Below are 24,500 nucleotides of genomic sequence, written 5' to 3'. Positions count from 1 at the left end.
AGGATGGTATCAAACCACTCAGAGAGGAGATGCGATCACGATGCCGGGATATTTCGCCGCGTCGGCCCTGGTGGCGTTGCTTGCCATCGTGCTGACGAGAGTCTTCCTGCTGCGCCGAACCGGAACGCAGGCAATGCATTTCGGGAACATCGATAAGACGGACTTTCTGATTCCGCCCGTCGCGCTGTTTTACTTCTACACGGTCTTTGCCGCGGCCTTCGGCTGGCCGATCGTGAGCGGGCAGCGGTTCTTTCATTCGAATGCCGCGGCGTGGGCGGGGGTCACGCTATGCCTTGGCGGATTGTCGGTCCTGGTGGCCAGCCTGGTCTCGTTCGGCCGCAGCTTCCGCGTCGGCATCGACGTTGATCACCCCGACGAATTGGTCACCACGGGCATCTTTTCGGTCAGCCGCAACCCGATCTATGTCGGCGGCGCGCTGATCTTGATCGGTGAGTTCCTCGCCTTCCCCAACTGGATACCGTTGGCGTTCCTCGCCGGCGGGCTCGCGCTGTTCCACCGCCAGATACTGCGTGAGGAAGAGTTCATGCGCGACCATTATGGCCAGGAATACCTTCAGTACTGCGAGCGCGTGAGGCGATACGTATAAATCGTGGCTGGAGAAGGGGACAAGCTTTGTGGTTGTCGCTATGAGGTGGGCACAGAGAGCCTCGCCTGGCGGAGGGACTCCTGCGGCAGATGTGACGACCGGATTCGATCCGACGCCAAACACCTAGTGCCCGCGCGCCACCCATTCCTCGTAGTGGACGATCTCGTCGCCGATTGTGGTGCTGTCGCCATGGCCGGTGTGCACGACGGTCTCGCCGGGCAGCTTGCCGAGCCGCTCGGAGATTGACTGCAGGATCGTCGGGAAGTCGGAGTACGAGCGCCCGGTCGCGCCGGGGCCGCCGGAGAACAGGGTGTCGCCACTGAACACCACGCCCAGGTCGTGCGCATACCAACACACCGATCCCGGTGAGTGGCCCGGCGTGTGCATGGCCCGCAATTCCGTGCCACCCACGGCCAAGGTCTCGCCGTCGGATATCGAACGGAAGTCCTTGTCCGGGTGGGTCATTCGCCACAGCACTTCGTCGGCGGGATGCAGCAGCACCGGCGCATCGAGTCTGTCGCCGAGTTCGGGAGCGACCGTCACGTGGTCGTTGTGGCCATGCGTGCACACCACCGCCACGACATGGCGACCGGCTACGGCATCGACGATCGGCGCCGCGTCGTGAGCGGCGTCGAACACCACGACATTGGAGTTGTCGCCAACGAGCCAGATGTTGTTGTCGACTTCCCAACTGCCGCCGTCGAGTTCGAACACACCCGACGTCACCACGTGGTCGATGCCCACCATCAGAGCATCACCACTGAACGCAGCACCTTGCCTTCGTGCATCTTGTGGAAGGCTTCCTCGATGTCGCCGAGCCCGATGCGCTCGGAGACGAACTGCTCCAAGGGAAGTCGGCCCTGCAGGTAGAGGTCGATCAGGGTGGGGAAGTCGCGCTCGGGCAGGCAATCGCCGTACCACGACGACTTCAGTGACCCGCCGTGGGAGAAGAAGTCCACCAGCGGCATCTCCAAAAGCATGTCTGGAGTCGGAACACCCACCAGCACCACGGTGCCCGCAAGATCGCGGGCGTAGAACGCCTGCTTCCACGTCTCGGGACGACCGACCGCGTCGATCACCACGTTGGCGCCGAAGCCGTCGGTGAGGTCCTGGATGGTCTTGACGACGTCGAATTCGCGGGCGTTGACGGTGTGGGTGGCGCCGAACTTGCGCGCCAACTCCAACTTAGCGTTGTCGGTGTCGACGGCGATGATCCGCCGGGCGCCGACCAGCGCGGCACCGGCAACCGCGGCGTCGCCCACGCCGCCGCAGCCGATCACCGCGACGGTGTCGTTACGCTCGACCGCGCCCGTATTGATCGCCGCGCCAATGCCGGCCATCACCCCGCAACCCAGCAGGCCTGCGACCGCCGGATCGGCCGCAGGATCGACCTTCGTGCATTGACCGGCCGCCACCAGTGTCTTGTCGGCGAACGCCCCGATGCCCAGCGCCGGGGTGAGTTCGGTGCCGTCGGTCAGCGTCATCTTCTGCTCGGCGTTGAAGGTGTCGAAGCAGAGGCGCGGCCGGCCACGCTTGCAGGCCCGGCACTGCCCGCACACCGCACGCCAGTTCAGGATCACGAAGTCGCCCGGCTCGACGGCGGTCACGCCCGGCCCGACCGCCTCGACCGTGCCCGCGGCTTCATGGCCGAGCAGGAACGGGTACTCGTCGTTGATGCCGCCTTCGCGGTAGGTCAGGTCGGTGTGGCACACCCCGCAGGCGATGACGTCGACCACGGCCTCACCGGGCCCGGGGTCCGGGACGACGATGTCCACCAGCTCGACGGGTTCGCCCTTTTTTCGTGAAATCACGCCGCGCACTGTCTGACTCATGGCGTCCAACCTACGGTGTAGCGTCGCTGACCATGACGGCACCCGAGACCGCCGAAGACTTCGCCGAGCGAATGGTTGCGGCCATCGACGGCGCCAGTCTCACCATCCTGCTGAGCATCGGGCATCAGACCGGACTGCTGGACGCGATGGCCGGGCTGCCGCCCGCCAGCAGCACGCAAATCGCCGAGGCCGCGGGCCTCAACGAGCGCTACGTCCGGGAGTGGCTGGCGGGCATGACCACCGGGCACGTCGTCGACTACGACGCCGCCGACGCCACCTATTCGTTGCCCGCCCACCGCGCGGCAACCCTCACCCGCGCCGCCGGACCGCACAACCTCGCCCTGGTTGCGCTGTTCGTTCCCCAACTTGGCGAGATCGAGCAGAAAATCGTCGGCTGCTTTCGCGAGGGCGGCGGGCTGCCGTATAGCGAATTCCCGCGCTTCCACGCGCTGATGGCAGAGCAGAGCGCCGCCGTGTTCGACATCGCGCTCGTCGACGTCGTGCTGCCGTTGGTCGACGGCCTGCCGGAACGCCTGCGCGCCGGGGCCGACGTGGCCGATTTCGGCTGCGGCAGCGGGCACGCGATAAACGTGATGGCACAGGCGTTTCCGGCGAGCCGGTTCACCGGCATCGACTTCTCCGGCGAGGCCATCGCAACCGGTGTCGCCGAGGCGGCTCGCCTCGGCCTGACGAACGCGACCTTCGAAAGCCACGATCTGGCGCGGCTGGACAAGCACGAGGCCTACGACGTCATCACCGTGTTCGACGCCATCCACGACCAGGCGCAGCCGGCGCGGGTGCTGGAGAACATCTACCAAGCGCTGCGGCCTGGCGGTGTCTTCTTGATGGCCGACGTCAAGGCATCGAGCCGGCTCGAGGAGAACGTCGACGTCCCGATGAGCACCTATCTCTACACGGTCTCGCTGATGCATTGCATGACGGTGTCGCTGGCGCTGGATGGCGCCGGGCTGGGCACGGCGTGGGGAACGCAGCTGGCCACCTCGATGCTCGCCGACGCCGGTTTCGGCGACGTGCGGGTGACCGAGATCGAGGGCGACCCGCTGAACAACTACTACATCGCCAGGAAGTGATGGCGGCCCGCGACGCTCTCGGCCTGCTCGCCGATTGGCCGGTGGCCAATGCCGCCGCCGCGGTGGTCGGGCCCGACGGGGTGCTGGACACCCACGGGGACACCAAGCAGGTTTTCGTGCTGGCGTCGGTCACCAAACCGTTGGTCGCGCGGGCCGTGCACGTCGCGATCGAGGAGGGCGTCGTCGACCTGGAGACCCCGGCCGGGCCGCCCGGTTCCACGGTTCGCCATCTGCTGGCGCACGCGTCCGGACTGGCGATGCATACCGACCGCGCGCTGGCCAAGCCCGGCGCCCGGCGCATCTACTCCAACTACGGCTTCACCGTGTTGGCCGAGACCGTGGAGCGAGAGTCGGGGATCGAGTTCGGCCGCTACCTGACCGAGGCGGTGTGCGAGCCGCTGGCGATGGCGACGACCCGGCTGGACGGCGGGGCGTTGGAGGCCGGGTTCGGGGCGACGTCCACGGTGGCGGACCTGGCCGCCTTCGCCGGTGACCTGCTGCGCCCGGCGACGGTGTCGGCGCAGCTGCACGACGAGGCCACGACGGTGCAATTTCCCGGCCTGGACGGCGTGCTGCCCGGGTACGGGGTGCAGCGGCCCAACGATTGGGGGCTGGGCTTCGAGATCCGGGATTCGAAATCGCCGCACTGGACGGGCGGCCGGAATTCGGCGCGAACGTACGGGCATTTCGGCCAGGCGGGCGGCTTTATCTGGGCGGATCCCGACGCGGAGCTCGCGCTGGTGGCACTCACGGACCGCGATTTCGGCGAGTGGGCGCTGGACGTGTGGCCCGCGATTTCCGACGCGGTGATATCCGAATACACCAAATAGGCATCGAAGACTAGCGCAACACGGGTATCACAGGGCACAATAGACACGCACGACACAAAAACATCAGCATTTCCGCTGCTCGCGGATCCACCAGGTCGTTGGGGAAGACGTCCCTCGTGGAACCGAAGGAGCAGGAGATGCGTGCGTCGAACCAATTCGCCGACGTGACGGCTGGCGTGGTCTATGTCCATGCCTCGCCCGCGGCGGTCTGCCCGCATGTCGAGTGGGCGCTGTCGTCGACCCTGCAATCCAAGGCCAACTTGGTGTGGACCCCGCAGCCGGCGATGCCCGGACAGCTGCGCGCGGTCACCAATTGGGTCGGGCCGGTGGGCACCGGCGCCCGGCTGGCCAACGCGTTGCGCTCCTGGTCCGTGCTGCGATTCGAGGTCACCGAGGATCCCAGCCCCGGAGTCGACGGCCACCGATTCAGCCACACCCCCCAGCTCGGCCTGTGGAGCGGCGCGATGAGCGCCAACGGCGACATCATGGTCGGCGAGATGCGGCTGCGGGCGATGATGGCGCAGGGCGCCGACACGCTAGCCGCGGAACTGGATTCGGTGCTGGGGACGGCCTGGGACGAGGCGCTCGAGGTGTACCGCGACGGTGGCGACGCCGGTGAGGTGACCTGGCTGAGCCGGGGCGTCGGCTAGATAACGGGTGGGCTCACCGGGGTAGCGGTGACCGGCATCTCCATGCTGCCGGCGCACGCCCCGCTGACGATGTCGATGTGAAACACGCCGGTCAGGGTGCCGTCGGCGGCGGGCGTCAAGGCCGTGATGGACCGCGCGGGGTCGCGTTCCACGCGGCCGCCGAGCAGTGGGCAATCCCATGTCCGGTTGATCTGCTGGACCCACTGAGACCCGTTCCAGGCGAACTGAACCGATCGCTGCTCGTACGGGCTTTTCGGTGCCGGGGGGTTATTGACCGTGGCGACGCAGACGCCCGTCGAGCAGTTCGACGTGAACGAGTAGCTGGCCCGCTGGGAGGTTTCGGGCTGGCGGGCCGCCATGCTGGTACCGGTCTTCTGGTTCGCGGCGAAAGTCAGCAGGTAGGGCCCGTTCCAGGCCGACGGTTGAATCGCGGAGGCCGCCGGCGAAAGCCAGACTGAAAAGCCCAGCGCCGCGGCAGCCAACAGGCCCAGTGCAATCTTGCGGTGTCCCGACATTTTTCCCCCCGGTGCAGAGCCGACGCCAAGATATCGGACGGGGTGGCCGATTCGTTACACCGCCGTGATCCCGATTTGGCGAGGCGCAGAATCCGCAGCGCGGCGGGATCCGCAGCGCGGTAGCGCGCGGTGAGGCGAGTCACTCGCAGCGACCCTTCCTGATCAGGCACTTCACGCGCTAGAGTTTATCCATAACAAATTGTAAAAATTGCGTTAGGTGCGATACGGCGTGACCGACAACGAACTCCGCGTCCGCCAGGCCCGCAGGGGCGATGCCGGCGGGTATCAGGGCACGGGGTACCGCGCAGAGCTGCGCCTTGCCGAGAACATCGTCAACCCCGAAACATGGGCTGGCGGCATAGAAGACAAGCGGGCCATCGTGCCGCGACTACGGGTGGGTCGCGACAAGTGGATAAACGTGCTCTGGCTGCTTCCCGTCGGGTTCGCCGCACTCGCCGTGGCCGTTGCCGTGGCCAAAGGCCTGCATAACGTCTCGGCGGTGCAGTCATTCATCCAGCGTTATCCCGGAACCCATGTACCTTCCGGCGTCAGCCCCGGCATCCCGGCGTGGGTCGGGTGGAGCCACTTCTTCAACCTGTTCTTGATGACGTTCATCATCCGTTCCGGGATTCAAATTCTGTGCGATCATCCGCGGCTGTACTTCAGTCGCAACGCCACCCCGGGCAAAGACGAGTGGCTGCGAGTTGCCAAGCCGGTACCGGATGACCCGCTGTGGACGGCCAAGGACGACTCCGTTGGCCTGCCCGGTCAGTTGGGATTGCCCGGGATTCGCCACTCCATTGGGCTGGCGCGATGGTGGCACCTCGGCGTTGACGTTCTGTGGCTCCTCAACGGCGCGGTCTTCTACGTGCTGTTGTTCACTACCGGTCAATGGCGACACATCGTGCCGACCAGCTGGGACGTCTTCCCCAATGCCGTATCGGTTGCGTTCCAATACCTCTCGCTGGACTGGCCGACCGACAACACCTGGGTGGCCTACAACGCGCTGCAGTTGTTGACGTACTTCACGACGGTCTTCATCGCCGCACCGCTCGCGGTCATCACCGCGCTTGGGATGTCGCCGGCACTTTCGATGCGCCTCACCGTGATCAGCAAACGGCTGAACATTCAGCACGCACGCTCACTGCACTTCCTGGTCTTGATGTATTTCATTGCGTTCATCGGTATGCACGTCACGATGGTCTTTGCCACCGATGCTGTGCGCAACCTCAACCACATGTTCGGCGCCCGCGACGACAACAGCTGGGTAGGTTTTTGGGTCTTTGCCGCGGCCATGGTCGTGGTAACCATCGGCTGGGTGGTCGCCACCCCGTTCACCTATCGCCACCCCAGGATTGTGCAGCGGGTCGGCTACGCGCTTGTCGGCCCGCTGCAGCGGTTGTTCGAGTACGCCAACCCGAAGCCCGGTGCGTTCACCGAAAAAGACATCTCGCCGTACTTCTGGCACAACGGCACCTATCCGGAAACCGTTGAGTACAAGGAGTTGGAAAAGAACAACTTCGTGGATTGGCGGCTGCGGGTCTACGGCCTCGTCGAGCACCCCACCGAGTTCTCGCTAGCCGACTTGCATGACTTGCCGTACCACGAACAGATCACCCAACACTTCTGCATCCAGGGCTGGTCGGGTGTTGCCAAATGGGGTGGTGTGCAAATGAAGACGATCATGGACGTCGTCAAACCGCTGCCCGCTGCGAAATGGGTGGTGTTCTACTCGCTGGGCCCCGGGGCGGACGGGGGAATCTACTATGTCGCGCACCCGATCGACCAGATGAGCAACCATCTGACGATGCTGGCCTACGACATGAATGGCGAACCGGTGAGCTACGGTCACGGGGCGCCACTACGGCTGCGCAATGAATTGCAGCACGGCTTCCGGCATGTGAAGTGGCTCAAGGGCATTGAGTTCATCGCACACTACTCCGAGGTGGGTAGCGGATACGGCGGTTACAACGAAGACCACGAATACTTCGGGCGACACCAGACCATCTAGTGGCGTGGAGGTGTGTCATGACAATGAAAAACATTGAAACTCCCCGAATCGAAGCGCTCGGCGATCACGATTACCTCGTGCGTGTCGCCCAGGGCGAGGAGCTCGTCACCATCCGGATGCGGGCCACGCCAGAGATCGTCGTGCGCATCGCCGGACCCGACGCCGACGAAACCCGTGTTGTCGCTGCCACCATCGCCTATCTGATTGCGCGGCAGTCGCCCGACGAGCTGCCCGAGCAGCTCGACCTCGACGACATCACCGCCGCCTACGACGATTACCTCGACGAGCTCCACGACCAGATCTGCAGTCTGTGAGGAACGGCCACCACCACACGGCGCTCATGCTTATCGCGCGGGGCGCAGAATCCGCAGTGCGGCGGGGACCGCGGAGATCTCGGCAGGCAGCGCGCAGGCGAAGTCGCCGTCGGCGTACACGTTGATGCCCGGGCACTCGACGTGGATTGATTTGGCGCGTGCGGTGGTCACCTCGTCCAGGTCGACGTGGGTGCCCTTCATGACGGTGGGGAACAGGCGGACCAGCTTGGTCCGGGACGCCGAATGCGCCATGGTGATGTCGAGCAGACCATCGGTGGGGTCGGCGTTCGGACAGATCAGCAGCCCACCGCCATAGCTGCGGGTGTTGCCGAAGGCCGCCAGCGTGATGTCGGCGTCGATCTCTTTCGTCCCGTCGAGCACCAGCCGGAACGGCAGTAACCGCAGCCTCGAAAGCTCGGCGAGCATCGCGATGTAGTAGCGTGCCCGGCCGTGCGGCCAGGTCATCCGGTTGGCGCGATCGGTCACCAAGGAATCGAATCCCGTCGCGGCGACGGTGCCGAACCACTTGTCTGTGCCGTCGCTGTCGCGAATCTGGCCCAGGTCAATGGTTTCCGTCCAGCCGTCGACCACGATGTCGGCGGCCGCCTCGGGATCCTTTGTGGGAATGCCGAATTCGCGGGCGTGATCGTTGCCGGTGCCCGCCGGGATGATTCCCAGCGGAATGTCGGTGCCCGCCAACACCTGTAGGGCATTGGAGACGACGCCGTCGCCGCCGGTGACCATGACCGCGTCGGTTCCTCGCTCGAGCTCGGCGCCGACGAGGTGGCGCGCGTCTTCGGCGTCGTCGCCGATGATCTCGGTGACCTGCACGCCCCGATCGTGCAGCCTTGCGATCGCTCTTTGCGCCGCGCGGATCGCGGCGCCATGCCCCGACACGGGATTGGTCAGCGCGGTGACTTTGGCGATTTCACGCGTACTCACGGAATCAGCTTGCCGGGGTTGAGGATTCCGGCCGGGTCCAGTGTCGCCTTCACCGCGCGCAGTACCTGCACTCCGAGATCACCCACCTCGTCGCGCATCCAGGGTCGGTGGTCGGCGCCGACGGCGTGGTGGTGGGTGATCGTCGCGCCGTTGGCCATCATCGCGTCGGACGCCGCCTTTTTGGCCTTCTGCCACTGCTCGATCGCATTGCCGCGTTGCCCCGCGACGACGGTGAAGTACAGCGAGGCGCCGGTGGGGTAGACGTGCGAAATGTGGCACATCACCAGCGCCGACGTGCCGGTCTCGGCCAGCGCACCGGTGAGCGCTTCGGTGACCGCGGCCTTGAGGGCAGCAATGTTGGACCAATCGGTGGCGGTCTCGAGCGTCTCGCACAGCGCGCCCGCGGACAACAGGGAGTCGCGCAGGTACGGCGCCGCGAACCGGCCGCGTTCCCAGGCTTGGGCCGGCGCTTCGCCGAGCGACGTGCCGCCCTGCGCCTCCAGCAGTGCGTGGGTCTCGGCGTGCCGGCTTTCGACGTGTTCCGTGGTGCCCTCGAAGACAGTGATTCCCAAGCAGCCTCCGGTGATTTGGTTTTCGCCGATCGCCTCGGTGGTGGCGAGGTTGACCCCGGTCTCCGCTTCGTCGGAGAGCCGAATGACGGTGGGGCCCGTGGCATTTTGGGTGACCGCGCGCAGGGCCGCGGCCCCGGTCGCGAAATCCGGGAAAGACCACGCCTCGTAGCGGACGGCTTCCGGCGCGCGGTGCACGCGCAGCCGCACCTGGGTGATGACACCGAAGGTGCCCTCCGAGCCGATCAGTAGCTGACGAAGGTCGGGACCGGCGGCCGACTCCGGCGCGCGGCCCAGATCCAGGGTGCCGACCGGAGTGATCACCCGGAGGCCGCGAACCATGTCGTTGAACCGGCCGTAGCCGGCCGAATCCTGGCCCGACGACCGGGTGGCCGCGAAGCCGCCGATGGTGGCGTACTCGAAGCTCTGCGGGAAATGCCCGAGCGAAAAGCCTTGGGCGCCAAGCATGCGTTCGGCGTCCGGCCCGGTCACGCCGGCACCGAAGACCGCCTGCCCGGACACCTCGTCGAGGTCGATCAGCCGGTCGAAGCGGCGCAAATCGAGGGAGACCACCGCGTCGAATTGGCCGCGGGTGGGATTCAGGCCGCCGGTGACGCTGGTGCCGCCCCCGAAGGGGATGACGGCGATGCCGCGCTCCGAGCAGTAACGCAGGATCGCGGCCACGGCGTCTTCGTCGCCGGGCAGCAGGATGGCGTCGGGCGCGTCCTGGACTTTCTCCTTGCGCCGCAACATGTCGATGGTGGACTTGCCTCCCGCGTGCAACAACCGATCGCGATCGGTGACGCGGCAGTAGCCGTCGCCGACGATCGCGGTCAGCGCGTCTCGATCCTCTGGTGTGAGTGCGGACGGGCGCAGCTCGACATCATCGGCGTCAAGTTCGGCCTTCGGCTCGTCGTCGAGGCCCACGGCTTGCTTCAGCAGCGCCCGGATTCCCTCGGACAGGGGCTTGGCGGCGGCGGGATCTCCCCACGCGTTCCACTTCATCGGCGGGAGGAGTTCCTCGAGGTGCGTCATGCGTTACAGTATTACACATGCTGTCAATCAGTAACGCGCCAGTTGATACCCGAGAACGGATCCTTGCGGCGGCCGCCACCTGCGTGGTCGATTTCGGGGTGGACCGGGTGACCCTGGCGGAGATCGCCCGGCGCGCGGGCGTGAGCCGGCCGACGGTCTACCGCCGCTGGCCGGATACCCGCTCGATCGTGGCGGCGCTGCTGACCCAACGCATCGTTGGGGTGATGCGCAACGCGCCATTGCTCGGCGAAGACCGGGAATCCCTTGTGCGACAGATCGTTACGGTGGCCAATCTGCTGCGTCGCGATGACTTGGTCATGTCGGTGATGCATTCGGAGCTGGCGCCGATCTACATCACCGAGCGTCTGGGGTCCAGCCAGCAGATGTTGATCGACGCCCTAGCCGATCGGTTGCGCGCGGCCCAACGCCACGGCAGCGTCCGCGCCGGCGACCCGCTGCAGATGGCCACCATGGTGTTGCTGATCGCCCAGTCCACGATCCAGTCGGAGCGGATCGTCCGGCCGATTCTCGATTCCGATGCGCTGGCCACCGAGCTCACCTACTCGCTGAATGGATACCTGTCGTGAACTCCACAGCCCTGAACGCCGCGCGTCGCGCGGCCGACCTGAATGCCCTCGCCGACGGCGAGCCGTTGGACGTCCTGGTGATCGGTGGCGGCATCACCGGCGTCGGGATCGCTTTGGACGCCGCATCACGAGGCCTGCGGGTGGCGCTGGTGGAAAAGCACGATCTGGCGTTTGGCACCAGCCGGTGGAGTTCGAAATTGGTCCATGGTGGTCTGCGGTACCTGGCGACGGGCAACGTGGGGATCGCCCGGCGCAGCGCCATCGAACGCGGAATCCTGATGACGCGCAACGCCCCTCACCTCGCGCGCGCGATGCCGCAGCTGGTTCCGTTGCTGCCGTCGATGAGTCGTGGCAAGCGTGCCTTGGTGCGCGCGGGATTCCTCGCCGGTGATGCGCTGCGCGCGCTGGCGGGGACGCCGTCGTCGGTGCTGCCCCGATCGGGCAGGGTTTCGGCCGCTCGCGTGGTGGAGATGGCCCCGACGGTTCGACGCGACGGCCTGGACGGTGGCCTGCTGGCCTACGACGGGCAATTGATCGACGACGCCCGCCTGGTCACCGCCGTGGCGCGCACCGCCGCGCAGTACGGCGCCCGGATCCTCACCTACGTCGCGGCATCCGAGGCCACCGGCGGCTCGGTGCGTCTGACCGACCAACGCACGGGCGGGTCGTTCGACGTAACCGCCGGCGCCGTCGTCAACGCGGCCGGGGTGTGGGCGGGGGAGATCGACGGATCGCTGCGGTTGCGGCCCAGCCGCGGAACCCACCTGGTGTTCGATGCTGCTGTGTTTGGGAATCCTGTTGCCGCGCTGACGATTCCGATCCCCGGCGAGCTCAACCGCTTCGTTTTCGCCATGCCCGAGCAACTGGGCCGCGTGTACCTCGGGTTGACCGACGAAGACGCCCCCGGCCCGATTCCCGATGTGCCACAGCCGTCGTCGGAGGAGATCACGTTCCTGTTGGACACGGTGAACACCGCGTTGGGGACCGCGCTGCAGGCCGGCGATGTGATCGGCGCCTACGCCGGTTTGCGCCCGCTGATCGACACCGGCGGAGGTCGCACGGCGGACGTTTCGCGCGAGCACGCCGTCGTCGAATCCCCCTCCGGCCTCATCAGCGTGATCGGGGGGAAGCTGACCGAATACCGTTACATGGCAGAGGATGTCGTGGATCGCGCCGTCGAACTGCGGCAGCTGCATGCCGGCAGTTGCCGGACGCGCAATCTGCCGCTCGTCGGCGCGCCGGCCAACCCGGGTTCGACGGTCCCGCCGATGGCTGGCCTGCCCGAGTCGCTGATCCTGCGATACGGGGCGGAGGCTGCCCACGTCGTCGCCGCAGCCACCTGCGAGCGGCCTGGCGAGCGGGTGGCTGACGGGATCGACGTGACTCGCGCGGAGTTCGAATTCGCGGTCACCCACGAGGGCGCCCTGGGTGTCGACGACATCGTGGACCGGCGGACCCGGATCGGCCTGGTGGCACGCGATCGCGGGCGGGTGGTGTCGGTCGCTGAGGAATTCCTGGCCTGCCTTGGCTAGCGGGCAGCCTTTACGAGTCTTTGGAGTCCTTATCGTCGGAGTCCTCGGAGTCCTCGGTGTCCTCGGAATCGTCAGAGTCGGAGTCCTTGGAGTCCTTGGAATTGTCAGAATCGGACTTGTCGGACTTGTCGGACTCGTCGGACTCGTCGGATTGTCCACCCTTGTCGGAGTCGTCAGCCTTCTCGGCCTTGGCTGCGAACTTCGTCAAGAGCCCAGCGAGATCGCGGGCTTCGTCAGGTGCCAACAAATCGTCGAATAGCCGCTCGTCGCTCCCATCGATGCGCTCAAGGTAAACCGCGTTGTCCTGGGTGCCGACGTCCCATCGGCCTCCCTCCTGACGAACCATCCGATGCCGCCTTCTGCCTAGAACCTGATTCCACCTGACTACCCACTCCTGCTGTACCGGAACGGCCATCGCGTGGAATTTCTGGCGAGCTTGCGGGGCCGACATTCTGACATCTACTATTGAATGGTAGTGACTGTCATAATTTGCATCAAGAGCGGTACTTGGGGGTGAGGCCTGATGAATGTCCGTGTTCCCGTGCTGATCGTCGGCGCCGGTGTCGGCGGACTGGCCACTTCTGCGTTGCTCGCCCGCGACGGAGTTCATTCGCTGCTGGTCGAAAGGCGACGCGAGGTCTTCATCTATCCGAAGGCCCGCAATCTGAGCTTCCGCAGCCTGGAGATCCTGCGGGGTCTCGGCTTGAGCGACGAGGTCCACGCGGTCGCCGGTGGCGTTTCCGACATGGTCACCAAACCGACGCTGAACAGTGCGCACAAAGAGCGTGCCATCGACATGGACGCCATCTTCGGGCCCTTCAGTGGCCTGAGCCCCGAGCCGCCCGCGCAGTATTGCCCGCAAAGCAAGCTGGAGCCGATGCTGCTCGCAGAAACGCGCCGACGGGGTAGCGAGGTCCGCTACGCGACGGAGCTGTCGTCGTTTGAACAGGACGACGCCGGCGTGACGGCGGTTGTGCGCGACCGGGATTCCGGAGAGACCCAGACCGTGCGCGCCGACTATCTCGTTGCCGCCGACGGTGTGCACAGCCCAATCCGCGACTCGCTGGGTGTGACCACCTCCGGATACGGCGCCGTACCAATTTTCGTCATCTTCGTCTACTTCAAGGCGCCCTGGCGGAAGTTCGTCCCCGAGTTGGCAGACGGGGACGGCGTGCAGGTCAAGAACGACGATGTCGACGGGATCTTTCTAGTGGTCGACGGCGACCTCGGCATGTTCATCACCACGTACCTACCGGGCGAGGGCGAATCGGCGGAGCAATTCACCGAGGAGCGTTGCGCCGAGCTACTTACGCAGGCCATCGGCGAGCCGACCGATCTTGAGGTCATCGAGGTGGCAGCCTGGCAACCCTACGAGCGGGTGGCCGACCAATTCCAATGCGGCCGAGTCTTTCTCGTGGGCGATGCCGCCCACACCATGCCGCCGTTCAAGGCCGGCGGCGCCAACACCGCGATCCAGAGCGCGGAAAATCTGGCCTGGAAGCTCGCCGCGGTGTTGAACGGCCAGGCGCAACCCGCACTGCTGAGTACCTACCACGCCGAGCGGCACCCGGTCGGCCGGTTCAACGCGCGCCAGTCGCTCAGCGGCCCCACGCTTGCGCTCCTCAGGCTGGACGACAACCGGCCGCAGCTCCCGCCGGACGAAGAGGCGCCGATGTTCGCGTTGTTGATCGGCTACCAATACCACTCGGCGGCAGTCGTTTCCGGCGAGACCCCGCCCGCGGATCCGGAGGCCGTGTCATTCGTGGACGAGTTGCGCGGCCAGCCCGGAACCCGAGTTCCGCACGTGTGGGTGCGGGACGGGGTTTCGACCCTTGATCTCCTCGGCCCGGGATTCACCGTGCTCACCGGCGACGAGCGATGGTGTGCCGCTGCGGCTTCCGCGACTGCCGCGCTTGATATTCCGGTCACTGTCCGTTGCATCGACAACGAAGAATGGGCGTCGACCACCGGACTCGCGCCCGACGGGGCACTTTTGGTCCGCCCTGACGATTTCGTCGGCTGGCGTGTCGACGAACTCCCCGCGGATCCTGAAAGAGAACTGGTCCAGGTGCTTTCGGCGATTCTGTGTTAGCTGGGATGCGCAATTCTTGCGCGCTGACGCGGTATGCAATCCACGCTGCTACAGTTGTACCACTGTGAGTTTCCGGGGTGCAGATAAACCTTCACGATGGTCACGACGACAGTCGGTTATCGCCATCGTTGCTGTGTTGTCTCTACTCAGTGCTGGCCTGGGGTTCCGGGCTTTGCAGATCGACATCGCAACCGACTCAACGCAGTCGGCTGCGCCGACGTTCGCGGTCATCCCGGCTGCCGGTCCGGCGCATCTCCAGGACGCCTCCACATCGGTGCGGCAACTCGACCTGGGCTCTCCGTCGGCAGACAAGGCGGTCAAAGGCGCAGGATTAAGGCGCGATCGGGCAACGACGTTGTCGGTGTGCGAATCCCGCTGGTCTTGGTCGCCGTCGCCGGTAGCGCGGGTGGTCGACACCGAGCCTCGCGCCAATGTTCGCTCGCGCGCGCCTGCGGTTGTCCTTACCGGCCAAGATCTTTTGACTCAGCTCTGCGTCGCCCGCCGCTGATCGGCTCGCGCCAAGTTATTCTCCTTCGCCATGCCCTTTAGAGGCGGCGAACAGTAGCCCGTAGTAGTGGGCGCCTCGGTCGTACTGCGCTACGGAAAACGGTCACACCGTGGTATCAATCGCCGCTGCGGAATCATTCGCTTGCGCAGTGAAGCTAGGGCCGACATTGGTCCATTTCGCATACACCTAGCCCTTTGAGGAACGATTCATGTCTTCTATTGGCTCAACCGAATTCGAAGCCGCCTGCCGCGCGGGTAGCGAAAAGGAATAGCGGTGGATTTTGGGAAATTACCGCCGGAAATCAACTCCGCCCGGTTGTATTCCGGTCCCGGGGCAAGCTCGATGCTGGCCGCCGCCACGGCCTGGGACAAGCTGGCCGCCGAGCTGTACGACGCGGCGACGAACTACCACGCAGCGATCTCGCCGCTGGCTGACGGGCGACAAGGCGCAGCGGCAACGGAAATCAGCCGAACCGCAGCATCGTACGTCGGGTGGCTGAAGTCCACCGCCGCGGCGGCCGAGCACACTGCCACCCAGGCCCGGGCTGCCGCCGACGCGTATGAATCGGCGTTCGCGGCGACGGTTCCCCCGCAGCTGGTCATCGCTAACCGAGCATCGCGAATGTCGTTGGCCGCAAAGAACTTCCTGGGTCAGGCCACCCCGGCGATTGCAGCGGCCGAGGCCGACTACGAAAGGATGTGGGTCCAGGCCGCTGCCGCAATGTATGCCTACGCCGATGACTCAGCAGCTGCCTCGATCATGAGGCCGTTCAGCTCGCCGACCGTCGAGGGACCTGCCCCGAGCGAGGCGTCGGCGGACCAGGCCTTGATTGACCATGAGGTCATATCGACTGGTGCTGAACTGATTTCGACGCTGCCCCAAGCGCTGAAATTCCTGTCCACTGCATTGTCCACGCGATTCGACAGGGCTCTGTTGTCCATCGCTCCGTCGCTGTCGAAGCTCAGTTCTCTGAGATTGGGGTTCGCCAGGGGCGCTAGCGTACCCATCGCTGTGGCCATGGTGGGTGCAACGAAGGCGGTCTATGGAAACCGTCGGGCCGCCACTATCGGCGTCGGCCGCGGGACGTCGGTCGGGACATTGTCGGTCCCGCAGGCTTGGCCAGCGGGTCGACCACAAGCCCGGTCGGCCCCGACTTCCAGGGCACTGCGCTAGCGATTTGGCCGATGGCAAGCGGCCGCGCCGACACGGTGTCGCGTAGGCCGGCGTCATCTGCCAGGGAAGCAAAGTCGACCAGGTGAAGGAGACGTGATGGATTTTGGGGCATTGCCACCGGAGGTCAACTCCAGTCGGATCTATACGGGTCCGGGGGCGGCGTCGATGCTGATCGCCTCGGCAGGATGGCAGGAGCTTGCCGCCGAATTGCACAGCGCCGCAAGCGGATATCAGTCGGTGATCGCGGGCTTGACGGGCGAATCGTGGGCGGGCCCGTCATCGATGTCGATGGTGGTCGCGATCACGCCCTACCTGATGTGGATGAGGGCCGCGGCTGCGCGATGTGAGGAAGCGGCACGCCAGGCCACCGTCGCGGCGGCGGCATACGAAACCGCCTTTGTGATGACGGTGCCGCCACCGATGGTCGTGGCCAACCGGATTCAGCTGGCGACCTTGAGCGCAACCAACGTTCTGGGCCAGAACACGCCAGCGATCATGGCCACCGAGGCGGAGTACGCCGAGATGTGGGCTCAGGATGCTTTGGTGATGTACAACTATGCGGCCAGTTCGGCTGCGGCGTCAGCGCTTACCACCTTCACGCCGCCGCCGCCGACGACCAATCCCGGCGGATTCGGCGCGCAAGCCGGCGCGGTCACGCAAACCGCAGGGGGTCAGGCACAGGCGACATCGCTGCAACTGATGTCGGCGGTCCCCCAGGCTTTGCAGGGGCTGGCGACCCCGGGCCCGTCTGCCGTGGGGGCCGTTGCCACGTCGGGAGTCACCTCGGCGGCCTCGGCCCCAATTACTGCGCTTTCCGGACTCACTGGCGTATCAGGAAAGGGGGCGTTGAAGGGCATCGGTAAAAGTGCCAGTGCTCTTGAAGGCGCTGCGACGGCCTTGACCGGTCTGAGCGGCGGCCAACTGGGTCTGGTTGAGGATACTGCGGGTCTGGGCATGGACGCGGTCGGTCTGGTCGGTTTGGACGGCGGTGGTGTGGGTCTGGACTTGCTTGGCGTGGGTCTCGACTTCACGGGTGCCGACGAGCTGAGCCAGGCGGGGGGCTTGGGCGGCTTGGGCGGCATAGGGAGCGCAGTGCCGCTGGGTCCCGTCAGCGGGGCGACAGCGTCTGCGAGCCTGGGTCAAGCGACGTCGCTGGGGACCCTGTCGGTGCCGGCGAGTTGGACCGACGCACTGTCGTCGCCGACGCCCGTACTCAACGCCGACGGTCTGCCGGTAGGGTCAGCCGCGATCCCGACGACGGCTAGCGGTACGACGATCTCCAAGCTTCCGTTGGGCGGAATGATCGGACGCGAGTTCGATGGGGCGGTTCACCGAGTTGGGTTCCGCGCCTCCATGATTCCGCGTTCACCGTCGGCCGGATAGACCCGGGTCTGCTCGCGGTTAGAAGGTGATTACAGCGGGATGTTCTTGTGGCGGCCGCGGCGTGCCGGCGCCTGGGCCAGCGCCTCGGTGAGCTTGCTGCGGGTGTGCGACGGGTCGATCTTCTCGTCGACCACGCCGATCTCGATGGCGCTGTCCACACCGCCGGCGATGCGCTCGTGCTCGGCGGCCAGCTCGTCGTGCAGCGCTTCGCGCTCGTGGTCGGCCGCGGCGGCCAGCTTCTTCTTGTGCAAGATGCCGACGGCGGCCTTGGCGCCCATCACGGCGACCTCGGCGTCAGGCCAGGCGTACACCTTGGTGGCGTTCAGCGACCGAGAGTTCATCGCAATGTAGGCCCCGCCGTAGGTCTTTCGGGTGACCAGCGTGACCCGCGGAACCGTGCACTCACCGAACGCGTGCAGCAACTTGGCGCCGCGGCGAACCACGCCGCCCCACTCCTGGTCGACGCCGGGCAGATAACCGGGGACGTCGACGACCACGATCAGCGGAATGCCGAAGGCGTCGCACAGGCGCACGAAACGTGCCGCCTTCTCGGCGCTTTCGGAGTTCAGGCAGCCGCCCAGACGCAGCGGGTTGTTGGCCAGCACGCCGACCGTGCGGCCGGACAAACGGCCCAACCCGATCACCATGGACGGTGCCCAGTTGGCCTGGAACTCGTCGAACGGTGTCTCGTCGTCGAGGATCGCGGTCACGATCGGGCGCACATCGTAGGCACGCCGGGACGACTCGGGCAGCAGCGCGTGAATGTCAGTGTCGCCGGCCTCGGCCTTGGTGCGGTCGAAATGCCCTTGCTGGCAGAACAATCCGACCAACCGGCGACCGCGCTCGTAGGCGTCGAGCTCGTCGTCGGCGACAATGTGGCACACCCCGGACTTCTTGTGGTGGGTCTCCGGGCCACCCAGCGCGGCCATGTCGACATCCTCGCCGGTGACACTGCGCACCACGTCGGGCCCGGTAACGAAGACCCGGCTCTCCGGCGCCATCACCACGACGTCGGTCAAGGCCGGCCCGTAGGCGGCGCCGCCGGCGGCGAAGCCGACGACCACCGAGATCTGCGGGACATAGCCGGACGCCCGGATCATGGCCTCGAACACCAGGCCAACCGCGTGCAGCGCCTTGACGCCTTCCGCCAGCCGGGCACCGCCGGAATGCCAGATACCCACGATCGGGCTCTGCTCCTCGATGGCGGTGTCGTAGGCGTTGACGATGTGCGTGCAACCCTCGATGCCCATAGCCCCGCCCATCACGGTTCCGTCCGTGCAGAACGCGATGGTGCGCACACCGTTCACGGTGCCCGCGGCGGAAAGCACGCCCGAGCGGTCACGCACGTGCAGCAGTTGGATGCTGCCGTCGTCGAAGAAATTGCTCAGACGCAACAACGGATCTCGGGGGTCGAGCGATTCGCCGACCGCCTCGGGGGCCATGAGTGTCATTGCAGGTCTCCTGTTTCCGGTGTTGCTCGGGCTTGATGGCGTCAGGGTTTAGTACCGCCCAAAGGCGATCGCCACGTTGTGACCGCCGAATCCGAACGAGTTGTTGATCGCGTACCGGTAATCACCGTGCCGCGGCTTACCCGCCACCACGTCCAAATCGATCTCTGGATCGAGGTTTTCGAGATTCAGTGTCGGTGGGACCAGCTGATCCCGCAACGCGAGCACGGTCAAGATCGACTCCACGGCGCCGACCGCACCGACCGAGTGGCCGAGGGCGGACTTGGGGGCGTATACCGCCGGCTTGTTGCTGCCCAGGGCGTTGTTGATGGCCTTGCTTTCGGCCAGGTCGCCGACCTGGGTGCCGGTGGCGTGGGCGTTGACGTGGTCGATGTCGCCGGGAGTGAGGCCCGCGAGCTGGATCGCCCGCGTCATCGCATGGCCGGCACGTTCACCGTTGGGGTCCGGCGCGACCATGTGGAAGCCGTCCGAGGTGACGCTGGCACCCATGATCCGGGCCAGGATGTTGGCGCCGCGGGCTTTCGCGTGCTCCTCGGTCTCGATCACCATCAGAGCGCCGGCTTCGCCGAACACGAAACCGTCGCGGTCCCGGTCGAACGGGCGACATGCACCGGCGGGGTCGTCGTTCTTGGTCGACATCACGATGCGCATCGCCGCGAACGCCGCGATCGGCACCGCCTCGATCCGCGTCTCCACGCCACCGCAGATCGCGATGTCCGCCTCACCAAGCACGATCTGCTGCCACGCCCGCGCGATGCCCTCGCAACCGGACGCACACGCCGAAACCGGTGTCATCACACCGGCTTTGGCGTGCCGTTCCAGCCCGACCGCCGCGGCCGCCCCGTTGGGCATGTACTTCTGCACGCCTAACGGAGAGACCGCCTTCATTCCGCGGGCCCGCATGTCGTCGTAACTGAAGACCATTTCCTCCGACGAGCCGAGGCCCGTGCCGATGGAAACGGCCAACCGGTTGGTGTCGACTTCGGGTGAACCGGCGTTCTCCCACACCCTGCGGCCCAAGACCGTGGACATCCTTTGCAGGTAGCCCGTCCGGCGCAGCTCGATGCGAGTCAGCTGGCTGTCGAACTCCTCCACGAGATGCCCGCCGATACGGACCGGCAGGTCGAACTCCTCGACGAAGGGGTCCTCGAGGAGACGGATCCCACTTTGGCTGTCCAGGAGCAACTTCCAGGTGGTTTCCGCGTCGGGTGCCAAGGCAGTCGTCATGGCAATGCCGGTGACGACCACATTGGGGAAAGCTTTCCCCGTAACCAGCTCTGTCATGGGTGTGGCGAACGTTCCTTCCGTGCTTTAGTAACGCCCGAACGCGAGCGCGACGTTGTGCCCTCCGAACCCGAACGAGTTGTTGATCGCGTACTGGTACTCGCCGTAGCGCGGTTCGCCCGCGACGATGTCCAGATCGATTTCGGGATCGGGGGTTTCGTAGTTGAGGGTGGGTGGGATGACCCCGTCCCTCAGGGTCAGCACCGTGAGCACCGACTCGAGCGCCCCGACTGCGCCGATTGAGTGCCCCAGCGCCGATTTCGGCGCATACACCGCGGCCTTTTCGCAGCCGGCGACCCGAAGCGCGTTGGCCTCGGCCGTGTCGCCGATCGGCGTTGCGGTCCCGTGGGCGTTGACGTGGTCGACGTCCTTGGGGGACAAGCCCGCCAGCTCCATCGCCCGCGTCATCGCCCGGCCGGCGCGCACGCCGTCCGCCGCGGGCGCCACCATGTGGAAGGCGTCCGAGGTGATGCCGGCACCGAGCAACCGGGCCAACGGCTTGGCGCCGCGGGCCTTGGCGTGCTCCTCGGTCTCGATGATCATCAGCGCCCCGGCCTCGCCGAACACGAAGCCGTCGCGGTCCTTGTCGAACGGCCGCGACGCACGCTCGGGCTCGTCGTTGCGGGTCGACATGGCCCGCATCATCGAGAACGCCGCGATGGGCAGCGCCTCGATGGGACCTTCGACTCCGCCGCACACGGCGATATCCGCGTCACCCATGACGATCTGACGCCACGCGTGGGCGATTGCCTCCGAGCCCGACGAGCAGGCCGACACCGGAGTTATCACCCCGGCACGGGCGCCGAGCTGCAGACCAACCACGGCCGCGGCGCCGTTGGGCATGATCATCTGAACGGCGAGCGGCGACACCTTGCGGGGGCCGCCCTCGTTCATCAGGTCATAGCTCTCGACGATCCGCTCGGCGCCACCCAGACCGGTGCCGACCACGACCGAGAACCGGTCGGGATCGACCTCGGGGGTGCCCGCGGTCTCCCACAACTGACCGCTCAGCAGTTTCGCCAAGCGCTGGACGTAGGACATGCGCCGCAGGTCCAGCCTGCCCATGTGGTTGTCGACGGGCTCCTTGAGGTGCCCGCCGATCTTGACGGGCAGGTCCCACTTGGTGACGAACTCGTCTTCGAGTACGTGGATGCCGCTTTCGCCGGCCAACAAACCCTTCCACGTGCTCTCGATGTCCGGCGCGATTGCTGTCGTCGCCGTGACGGCGGTTACCACAACGCTGGGGTAACCGCCATTAGCAGTGGAAGGCTTGGTCACTTGGTGTCCGCTTCCATCCTCGCCTTGACGTTGGCCACGGCGTCGGGGTTTTCGGACTCGATCTTGGCGCGCAGCGCGGCGGCGGCCTCGGGGTCCTCTTCCTCGAGCTTCTGGATGTACGCAACGACGTCACCGACGGTGCGCAGACCGGCGAGGTCCTCGTCGGGGATCTTCACGCCGTACTTGTCCTCGGTCTGGACGGCGATCTCGACCATCGACAGCGAGTCGATGTCCAGGTCGTCGACGAACGACTTCTCCGGGGTGACCTCGGAGGGCTCGATACCGGTGACCTCTTCGATGATCTCCGCAATACCGGCGATAATTTCTTCCTGAGTGACGGCCACAGCCTTGCTTCCCTTCGTAATGTGTTGTGTGTAAATCGAACTGACGTGCTTTTTGGTTGTACTGGACAAATTTGCCGTTAGAGGTCGGTCAACCCGTCCAGGTCTGCGGGCGACTTGACGGCGCGTGCCGGAACCCCCCGAAGTTCGCGTTTGGCGATGCCGGTGAGGGTGCCCGCGGGCGGGAACTCCACGATCGCCGTGACATTGTGCTCACGCAGCGTCTCGGTGCACAGGTCCCAGCGCACCGGTTGGGTCAGCTGGGCGACCAGCGCGTCCATCGCCGCGGCCGCCGAGGTGACCGGCTTCCCGTCGCGGTTGGACAACAGTGTGGCGGTGGGCTCGGCGGTCGCGATGGCGGCCGCCGCGGCGGCGTACGCGTCGAGGGCCGAAGCCATGTACTTGGTGTGGAACGCTCCGGCCACGCCGAGGGCGCGCACCCGGGCCTTGGCCGGCGGGTCTTCGGCGAGCTTCTCCAGCGCGGCCAGCGGGCCGGCGGCGACGATCTGGCCGGCGGCGTTGCGGTTCGCGGGGGTCAGGTCGAGTTGCTCGAGGCGGGCCAGCACCTCCGCCTCGTCGCCGCCGAGCACCGCGGACATGCCGGTCGGCTCGAGGGCGCAGGCCTTGGCCATCTCGGCACCCCGGGTGGCGGCCAGCGCGACGGCGTCGTCGGCCCCCATCACGCCGGCGATCGCGTAGGCGGCGATTTCGCCGACGGAGTGACCGGCCGCGATGAATTCCTCGCCCGCGAGCAGACCGCGCTTTGTCAGTTCCTGATGAGCCAGCAGCGTGGCCGCGACGACCAATGGCTGGGTGACCGCGGTGTCGGTGATCTCTTCGGTCGAGGCGGTGGTGCCCAGCCGCACGAGATCCAGGCCGCTGGCCTTCGACCATAGGGTCAGCTGGTCCGCCGCGCCGGACAACTCCAGCCACGGCGACAGCATCCCCTCGGTCTGCGAACCCTGTCCGGGCGCGAGAAACGCAATCACGTGTCTAAGAGAACACTGTGGAAACGGTTTTGGCGGGTGTAACAGATTATGAACCTCGTCTTAGGTTTTTGTATACACCTTACAAAACAGCCCCGTAAGCAACATGTTTGATATCGTGCCGCGATCTGTTGCCTGGATCACTATCTGGCGAACGGCGCCGCGGCACCCCCTCTGACCGGGAGAGGAACCTGCGTCAGGGCGGTGCTGCCGACACTAGATGGGCTCGTGGGGTAGTTGAGCTGACCAACGGTCGCCGCCACACGCAGCACATACGCATCACGCGGCTGAGTGGGATCGCGGCCCGTGAAGTCCGTGATGCGCTTCAGGCGGTACCGCACGGTGTTTGGATGAACGAACAACTTGCGGGCGCAAGCCTCAATCGCGCCGCCCGAATCTAAGAAAGCTTCAAGGGTCTCCACGAGGGTCGGCCCGGCCTCGGCCAGCGGCCCCATCACGTCGGTGTGCAACGCGACGATCGCCGACGCGTCCCCCATCAGGGCGCGTTCGGGCAGCAGCTCTCGGGCCAGCACGGGCCGGGGTGCCCCGCTCCAGCCCGCGACGGCGTTCATCCCCGATATCGCCTCACTGGCGCTGTGATAAGCCGCGGTCAGCATCGGCGCGGTGGGTCCGATGACCACCGGGTCGTCCGAGAACGCGACCAACAGGTCACCGAGGAACTTCTCCGTCGGCGACAACGGACCTGACACGATCGCCACCAGCCAGGTGCCGTGCACGTCGGTGAGCGCCGCGCGGCCGTGGATGGCGGCGACGTCGCGGACGTGTTGGCTGGCCCGCTCGCTGTCGCCCTGTCCGTTCGCATCCTCGCGGCCCGGTGCCGGGGTCCCGACGACCACGGTCGCCGGCGCGGTGGTGTCCCAGTTCAATGCCGCCGCACGGGATAACAGCTCCGGGCCCGTGTCGCCGCGCACCACCGCGTCGACAACGCTGGCCTCCATGCGGCTGTCCCAGTTTCCCCGCGCCTCGGCCGCGTCGGCGTACTCGCCGGCGAAGGTGAAGGCCAGGTCGCGGCTGTACTTCAAAATCCCCACCGTCAGTGCCGTCAGCTGCTCGTCGGAGCGGGCCAGCAGCGGCACGACTTCCTCGAAGAACTCCATCGTGACCCGAACCATGTCCACGCTGTGGCGCAGCGCGATCCGTCGGGTCAGGTCCTTGGGCACCAGTTCGAAGGCCTTGGCGGTGTAGCTGACGTTGCTGTGCGGGTCGTGCATCCATTCGACGAAGTTCACGACGGCCGTCTGCACCACCAGCGCGACACTGGCCCGCTGGGAGGCTTCCAGGTCGGCGAAGAACGGCAACCGATCCTGCATGGCGTTGACCGCTTCGGTGGACAGCCGGCCCGAATACTGCTTCAGCCGACGCAGCAACGAATCGGGGACGGTGTCCAGCAGTTCCAGCGGCGAACGGGGATGCTTGGCAAAAGGACCGGCGAACGGGTTGTCATTCACCC

At 66.1% G+C, this 24,500-nt stretch carries 23 protein-coding genes; 11 read left to right on the top strand and 12 right to left on the bottom strand.

Translation table 11 applies throughout. The features are described 5' to 3' along the window. The first annotated feature begins 40 nt into the window (after positions 1 to 40). Positions 41 to 607 (top strand): isoprenylcysteine carboxylmethyltransferase family protein, encoded by a 567-nt coding sequence (locus A5747_RS03685; protein WP_076122304.1) that lies wholly within the window; start codon positions 41 to 43, stop codon positions 605 to 607. Positions 608 to 730: 123 nt separating this feature from the next. Here A5747_RS03685 and A5747_RS03680 read toward each other — a convergent pair whose 3' ends face one another. Both A5747_RS03680 and A5747_RS03675 read right to left on the bottom strand, forming a co-directional pair. Then, positions 731 to 1,354 carry an MBL fold metallo-hydrolase gene (locus A5747_RS03680; RefSeq protein ID WP_076122303.1) on the bottom strand — a complete coding sequence of 208 codons (624 nt, stop codon included), beginning with the start codon at positions 1,352 to 1,354 and terminating at the stop codon, positions 731 to 733. Beyond that, positions 1,354 to 2,439 (bottom strand): S-(hydroxymethyl)mycothiol dehydrogenase, encoded by a 1,086-nt coding sequence (locus A5747_RS03675; protein ID WP_076122302.1) that lies wholly within the window; start codon positions 2,437 to 2,439, stop codon positions 1,354 to 1,356. The genes A5747_RS03680 and A5747_RS03675 overlap by 1 nt, the downstream gene beginning before the upstream one ends. Before the next feature lie 32 nt (positions 2,440 to 2,471). Between A5747_RS03675 and A5747_RS03670 the strand changes: the two genes are divergently transcribed. The 3 genes from A5747_RS03670 to A5747_RS03660 all read left to right on the top strand — a co-directional run bounded on the left by A5747_RS03670 (position 2,472) and on the right by A5747_RS03660 (position 5,010). Beyond that, entirely contained in the window at positions 2,472 to 3,530 is a 1,059-nt protein-coding gene (locus tag A5747_RS03670) for a class I SAM-dependent methyltransferase (RefSeq protein WP_076122301.1), read from the top strand. Further along, positions 3,530 to 4,360 (top strand): serine hydrolase, encoded by an 831-nt coding sequence (locus A5747_RS03665; protein WP_076122300.1) that lies wholly within the window; start codon positions 3,530 to 3,532, stop codon positions 4,358 to 4,360. The genes A5747_RS03670 and A5747_RS03665 overlap by 1 nt, the downstream gene beginning before the upstream one ends. Positions 4,361 to 4,497: 137 nt before the next feature. Beyond that, a complete protein-coding gene (locus A5747_RS03660; RefSeq protein ID WP_076122429.1) occupies positions 4,498 to 5,010 on the top strand; it encodes a DUF3145 domain-containing protein in 513 nt (170 codons plus the stop codon). Here A5747_RS03660 and A5747_RS03655 read toward each other — a convergent pair. After that, a complete protein-coding gene (locus A5747_RS03655; RefSeq protein WP_076122299.1) occupies positions 5,007 to 5,525 on the bottom strand; it encodes a hypothetical protein in 519 nt (172 codons plus the stop codon). The genes A5747_RS03660 and A5747_RS03655 overlap by 4 nt on opposite strands. Positions 5,526 to 5,835: 310 nt before the next feature. Between A5747_RS03655 and A5747_RS03650 the strand changes: the two genes are divergently transcribed. Then, a complete protein-coding gene (locus A5747_RS03650) occupies positions 5,836 to 7,536 on the top strand; it encodes a molybdopterin-dependent oxidoreductase (protein WP_076122428.1) in 1,701 nt (566 codons plus the stop codon). Positions 7,537 to 7,559: 23 nt separating this feature from the next. After that, positions 7,560 to 7,850 carry a hypothetical protein gene (locus A5747_RS03645; protein ID WP_076122298.1) on the top strand — a complete coding sequence of 97 codons (291 nt, stop codon included), beginning with the start codon at positions 7,560 to 7,562 and terminating at the stop codon, positions 7,848 to 7,850. Between the two features lie 30 nt (positions 7,851 to 7,880). On the opposite strand, the gene A5747_RS03640 is transcribed toward A5747_RS03645, so the two are convergent. Further along, positions 7,881 to 8,792, bottom strand: coding sequence for a diacylglycerol kinase (locus A5747_RS03640; protein WP_076122297.1), 912 nt, complete (start codon positions 8,790 to 8,792; stop codon positions 7,881 to 7,883). Then, positions 8,789 to 10,366, bottom strand: a complete 1,578-nt coding sequence (locus tag A5747_RS03635) for an FAD-binding oxidoreductase (protein ID WP_369804992.1) — start codon at positions 10,364 to 10,366, stop codon at positions 8,789 to 8,791. Before A5747_RS03635 ends, A5747_RS03640 begins: the two co-directional genes overlap by 4 nt. A gap of 47 nt (positions 10,367 to 10,413) precedes the next feature. On the opposite strand from A5747_RS03635, the gene A5747_RS03630 reads away from it, so the two are divergent. After that, on the top strand, positions 10,414 to 10,983 hold the full coding sequence (locus tag A5747_RS03630) for a TetR/AcrR family transcriptional regulator (RefSeq protein ID WP_076122295.1): 570 nt from the start codon (positions 10,414 to 10,416) through the stop codon (positions 10,981 to 10,983). Beyond that, on the top strand, positions 10,971 to 12,515 hold the full coding sequence (locus A5747_RS03625; protein ID WP_076122294.1) for a glycerol-3-phosphate dehydrogenase/oxidase: 1,545 nt from the start codon (positions 10,971 to 10,973) through the stop codon (positions 12,513 to 12,515). Before A5747_RS03630 ends, A5747_RS03625 begins: the two co-directional genes overlap by 13 nt. Positions 12,516 to 12,525: 10 nt before the next feature. On the opposite strand, the gene A5747_RS03620 is transcribed toward A5747_RS03625, so the two are convergent. Next, a complete protein-coding gene (locus A5747_RS03620; RefSeq protein WP_076122427.1) occupies positions 12,526 to 12,861 on the bottom strand; it encodes a hypothetical protein in 336 nt (111 codons plus the stop codon). A 177-nt stretch (positions 12,862 to 13,038) separates the two neighbouring features. Between A5747_RS03620 and A5747_RS03615 the strand changes: the two genes are divergently transcribed. The 3 genes from A5747_RS03615 (at position 13,039) to A5747_RS03605 (ending at position 17,671) form a co-directional block, all read left to right on the top strand. Then, on the top strand, positions 13,039 to 14,607 hold the full coding sequence (locus A5747_RS03615) for an FAD-dependent monooxygenase (protein ID WP_076122293.1): 1,569 nt from the start codon (positions 13,039 to 13,041) through the stop codon (positions 14,605 to 14,607). 781 nt (positions 14,608 to 15,388) lie between these two features. Further along, positions 15,389 to 16,288: a PPE family protein gene (locus tag A5747_RS03610; protein WP_158070247.1), complete on the top strand. Its 900-nt coding sequence runs from the start codon at positions 15,389 to 15,391 to the stop codon at positions 16,286 to 16,288. A gap of 96 nt (positions 16,289 to 16,384) precedes the next feature. Then, positions 16,385 to 17,671: a PPE family protein gene (locus A5747_RS03605; protein ID WP_076122292.1), complete on the top strand. Its 1,287-nt coding sequence runs from the start codon at positions 16,385 to 16,387 to the stop codon at positions 17,669 to 17,671. A 29-nt stretch (positions 17,672 to 17,700) separates the two neighbouring features. On the opposite strand, the gene A5747_RS03600 is transcribed toward A5747_RS03605, so the two are convergent. The 6 genes from A5747_RS03600 to A5747_RS03575 all read right to left on the bottom strand — a co-directional run bounded on the left by A5747_RS03600 (position 17,701) and on the right by A5747_RS03575 (position 24,498). After that, positions 17,701 to 19,122, bottom strand: coding sequence for an acyl-CoA carboxylase subunit beta (locus tag A5747_RS03600; RefSeq protein ID WP_076122291.1), 1,422 nt, complete (start codon positions 19,120 to 19,122; stop codon positions 17,701 to 17,703). A gap of 48 nt (positions 19,123 to 19,170) precedes the next feature. Next, complete coding sequence (gene kasB / locus A5747_RS03595) at positions 19,171 to 20,424, bottom strand: 3-oxoacyl-ACP synthase KasB (RefSeq protein ID WP_076061167.1); 1,254 nt, start codon at positions 20,422 to 20,424, stop codon at positions 19,171 to 19,173. Between the two features lie 27 nt (positions 20,425 to 20,451). Next, a complete protein-coding gene (kasA, locus tag A5747_RS03590) occupies positions 20,452 to 21,702 on the bottom strand; it encodes a 3-oxoacyl-ACP synthase KasA (RefSeq protein WP_076115173.1) in 1,251 nt (416 codons plus the stop codon). Next, positions 21,699 to 22,046: a meromycolate extension acyl carrier protein AcpM gene (gene acpM / locus A5747_RS03585; RefSeq protein ID WP_076061171.1), complete on the bottom strand. Its 348-nt coding sequence runs from the start codon at positions 22,044 to 22,046 to the stop codon at positions 21,699 to 21,701. Before acpM ends, kasA begins: the two co-directional genes overlap by 4 nt. A 77-nt stretch (positions 22,047 to 22,123) precedes the next feature. After that, positions 22,124 to 23,032 carry an ACP S-malonyltransferase gene (locus A5747_RS03580; RefSeq protein ID WP_076122290.1) on the bottom strand — a complete coding sequence of 303 codons (909 nt, stop codon included), beginning with the start codon at positions 23,030 to 23,032 and terminating at the stop codon, positions 22,124 to 22,126. A 140-nt stretch (positions 23,033 to 23,172) separates the two neighbouring features. After that, a complete protein-coding gene (locus A5747_RS03575; protein ID WP_076122289.1) occupies positions 23,173 to 24,498 on the bottom strand; it encodes a CdaR family transcriptional regulator in 1,326 nt (441 codons plus the stop codon). Positions 24,499 to 24,500: the final 2 nt, after the last annotated feature.

It is taken from the genome of Mycobacterium sp. IS-836, from assembly GCF_001954275.1.
Lineage (GTDB): Bacteria > Actinomycetota > Actinomycetes > Mycobacteriales > Mycobacteriaceae > Mycobacterium.
This window is presented reverse-complemented; position numbering and strand designations above follow the sequence as displayed.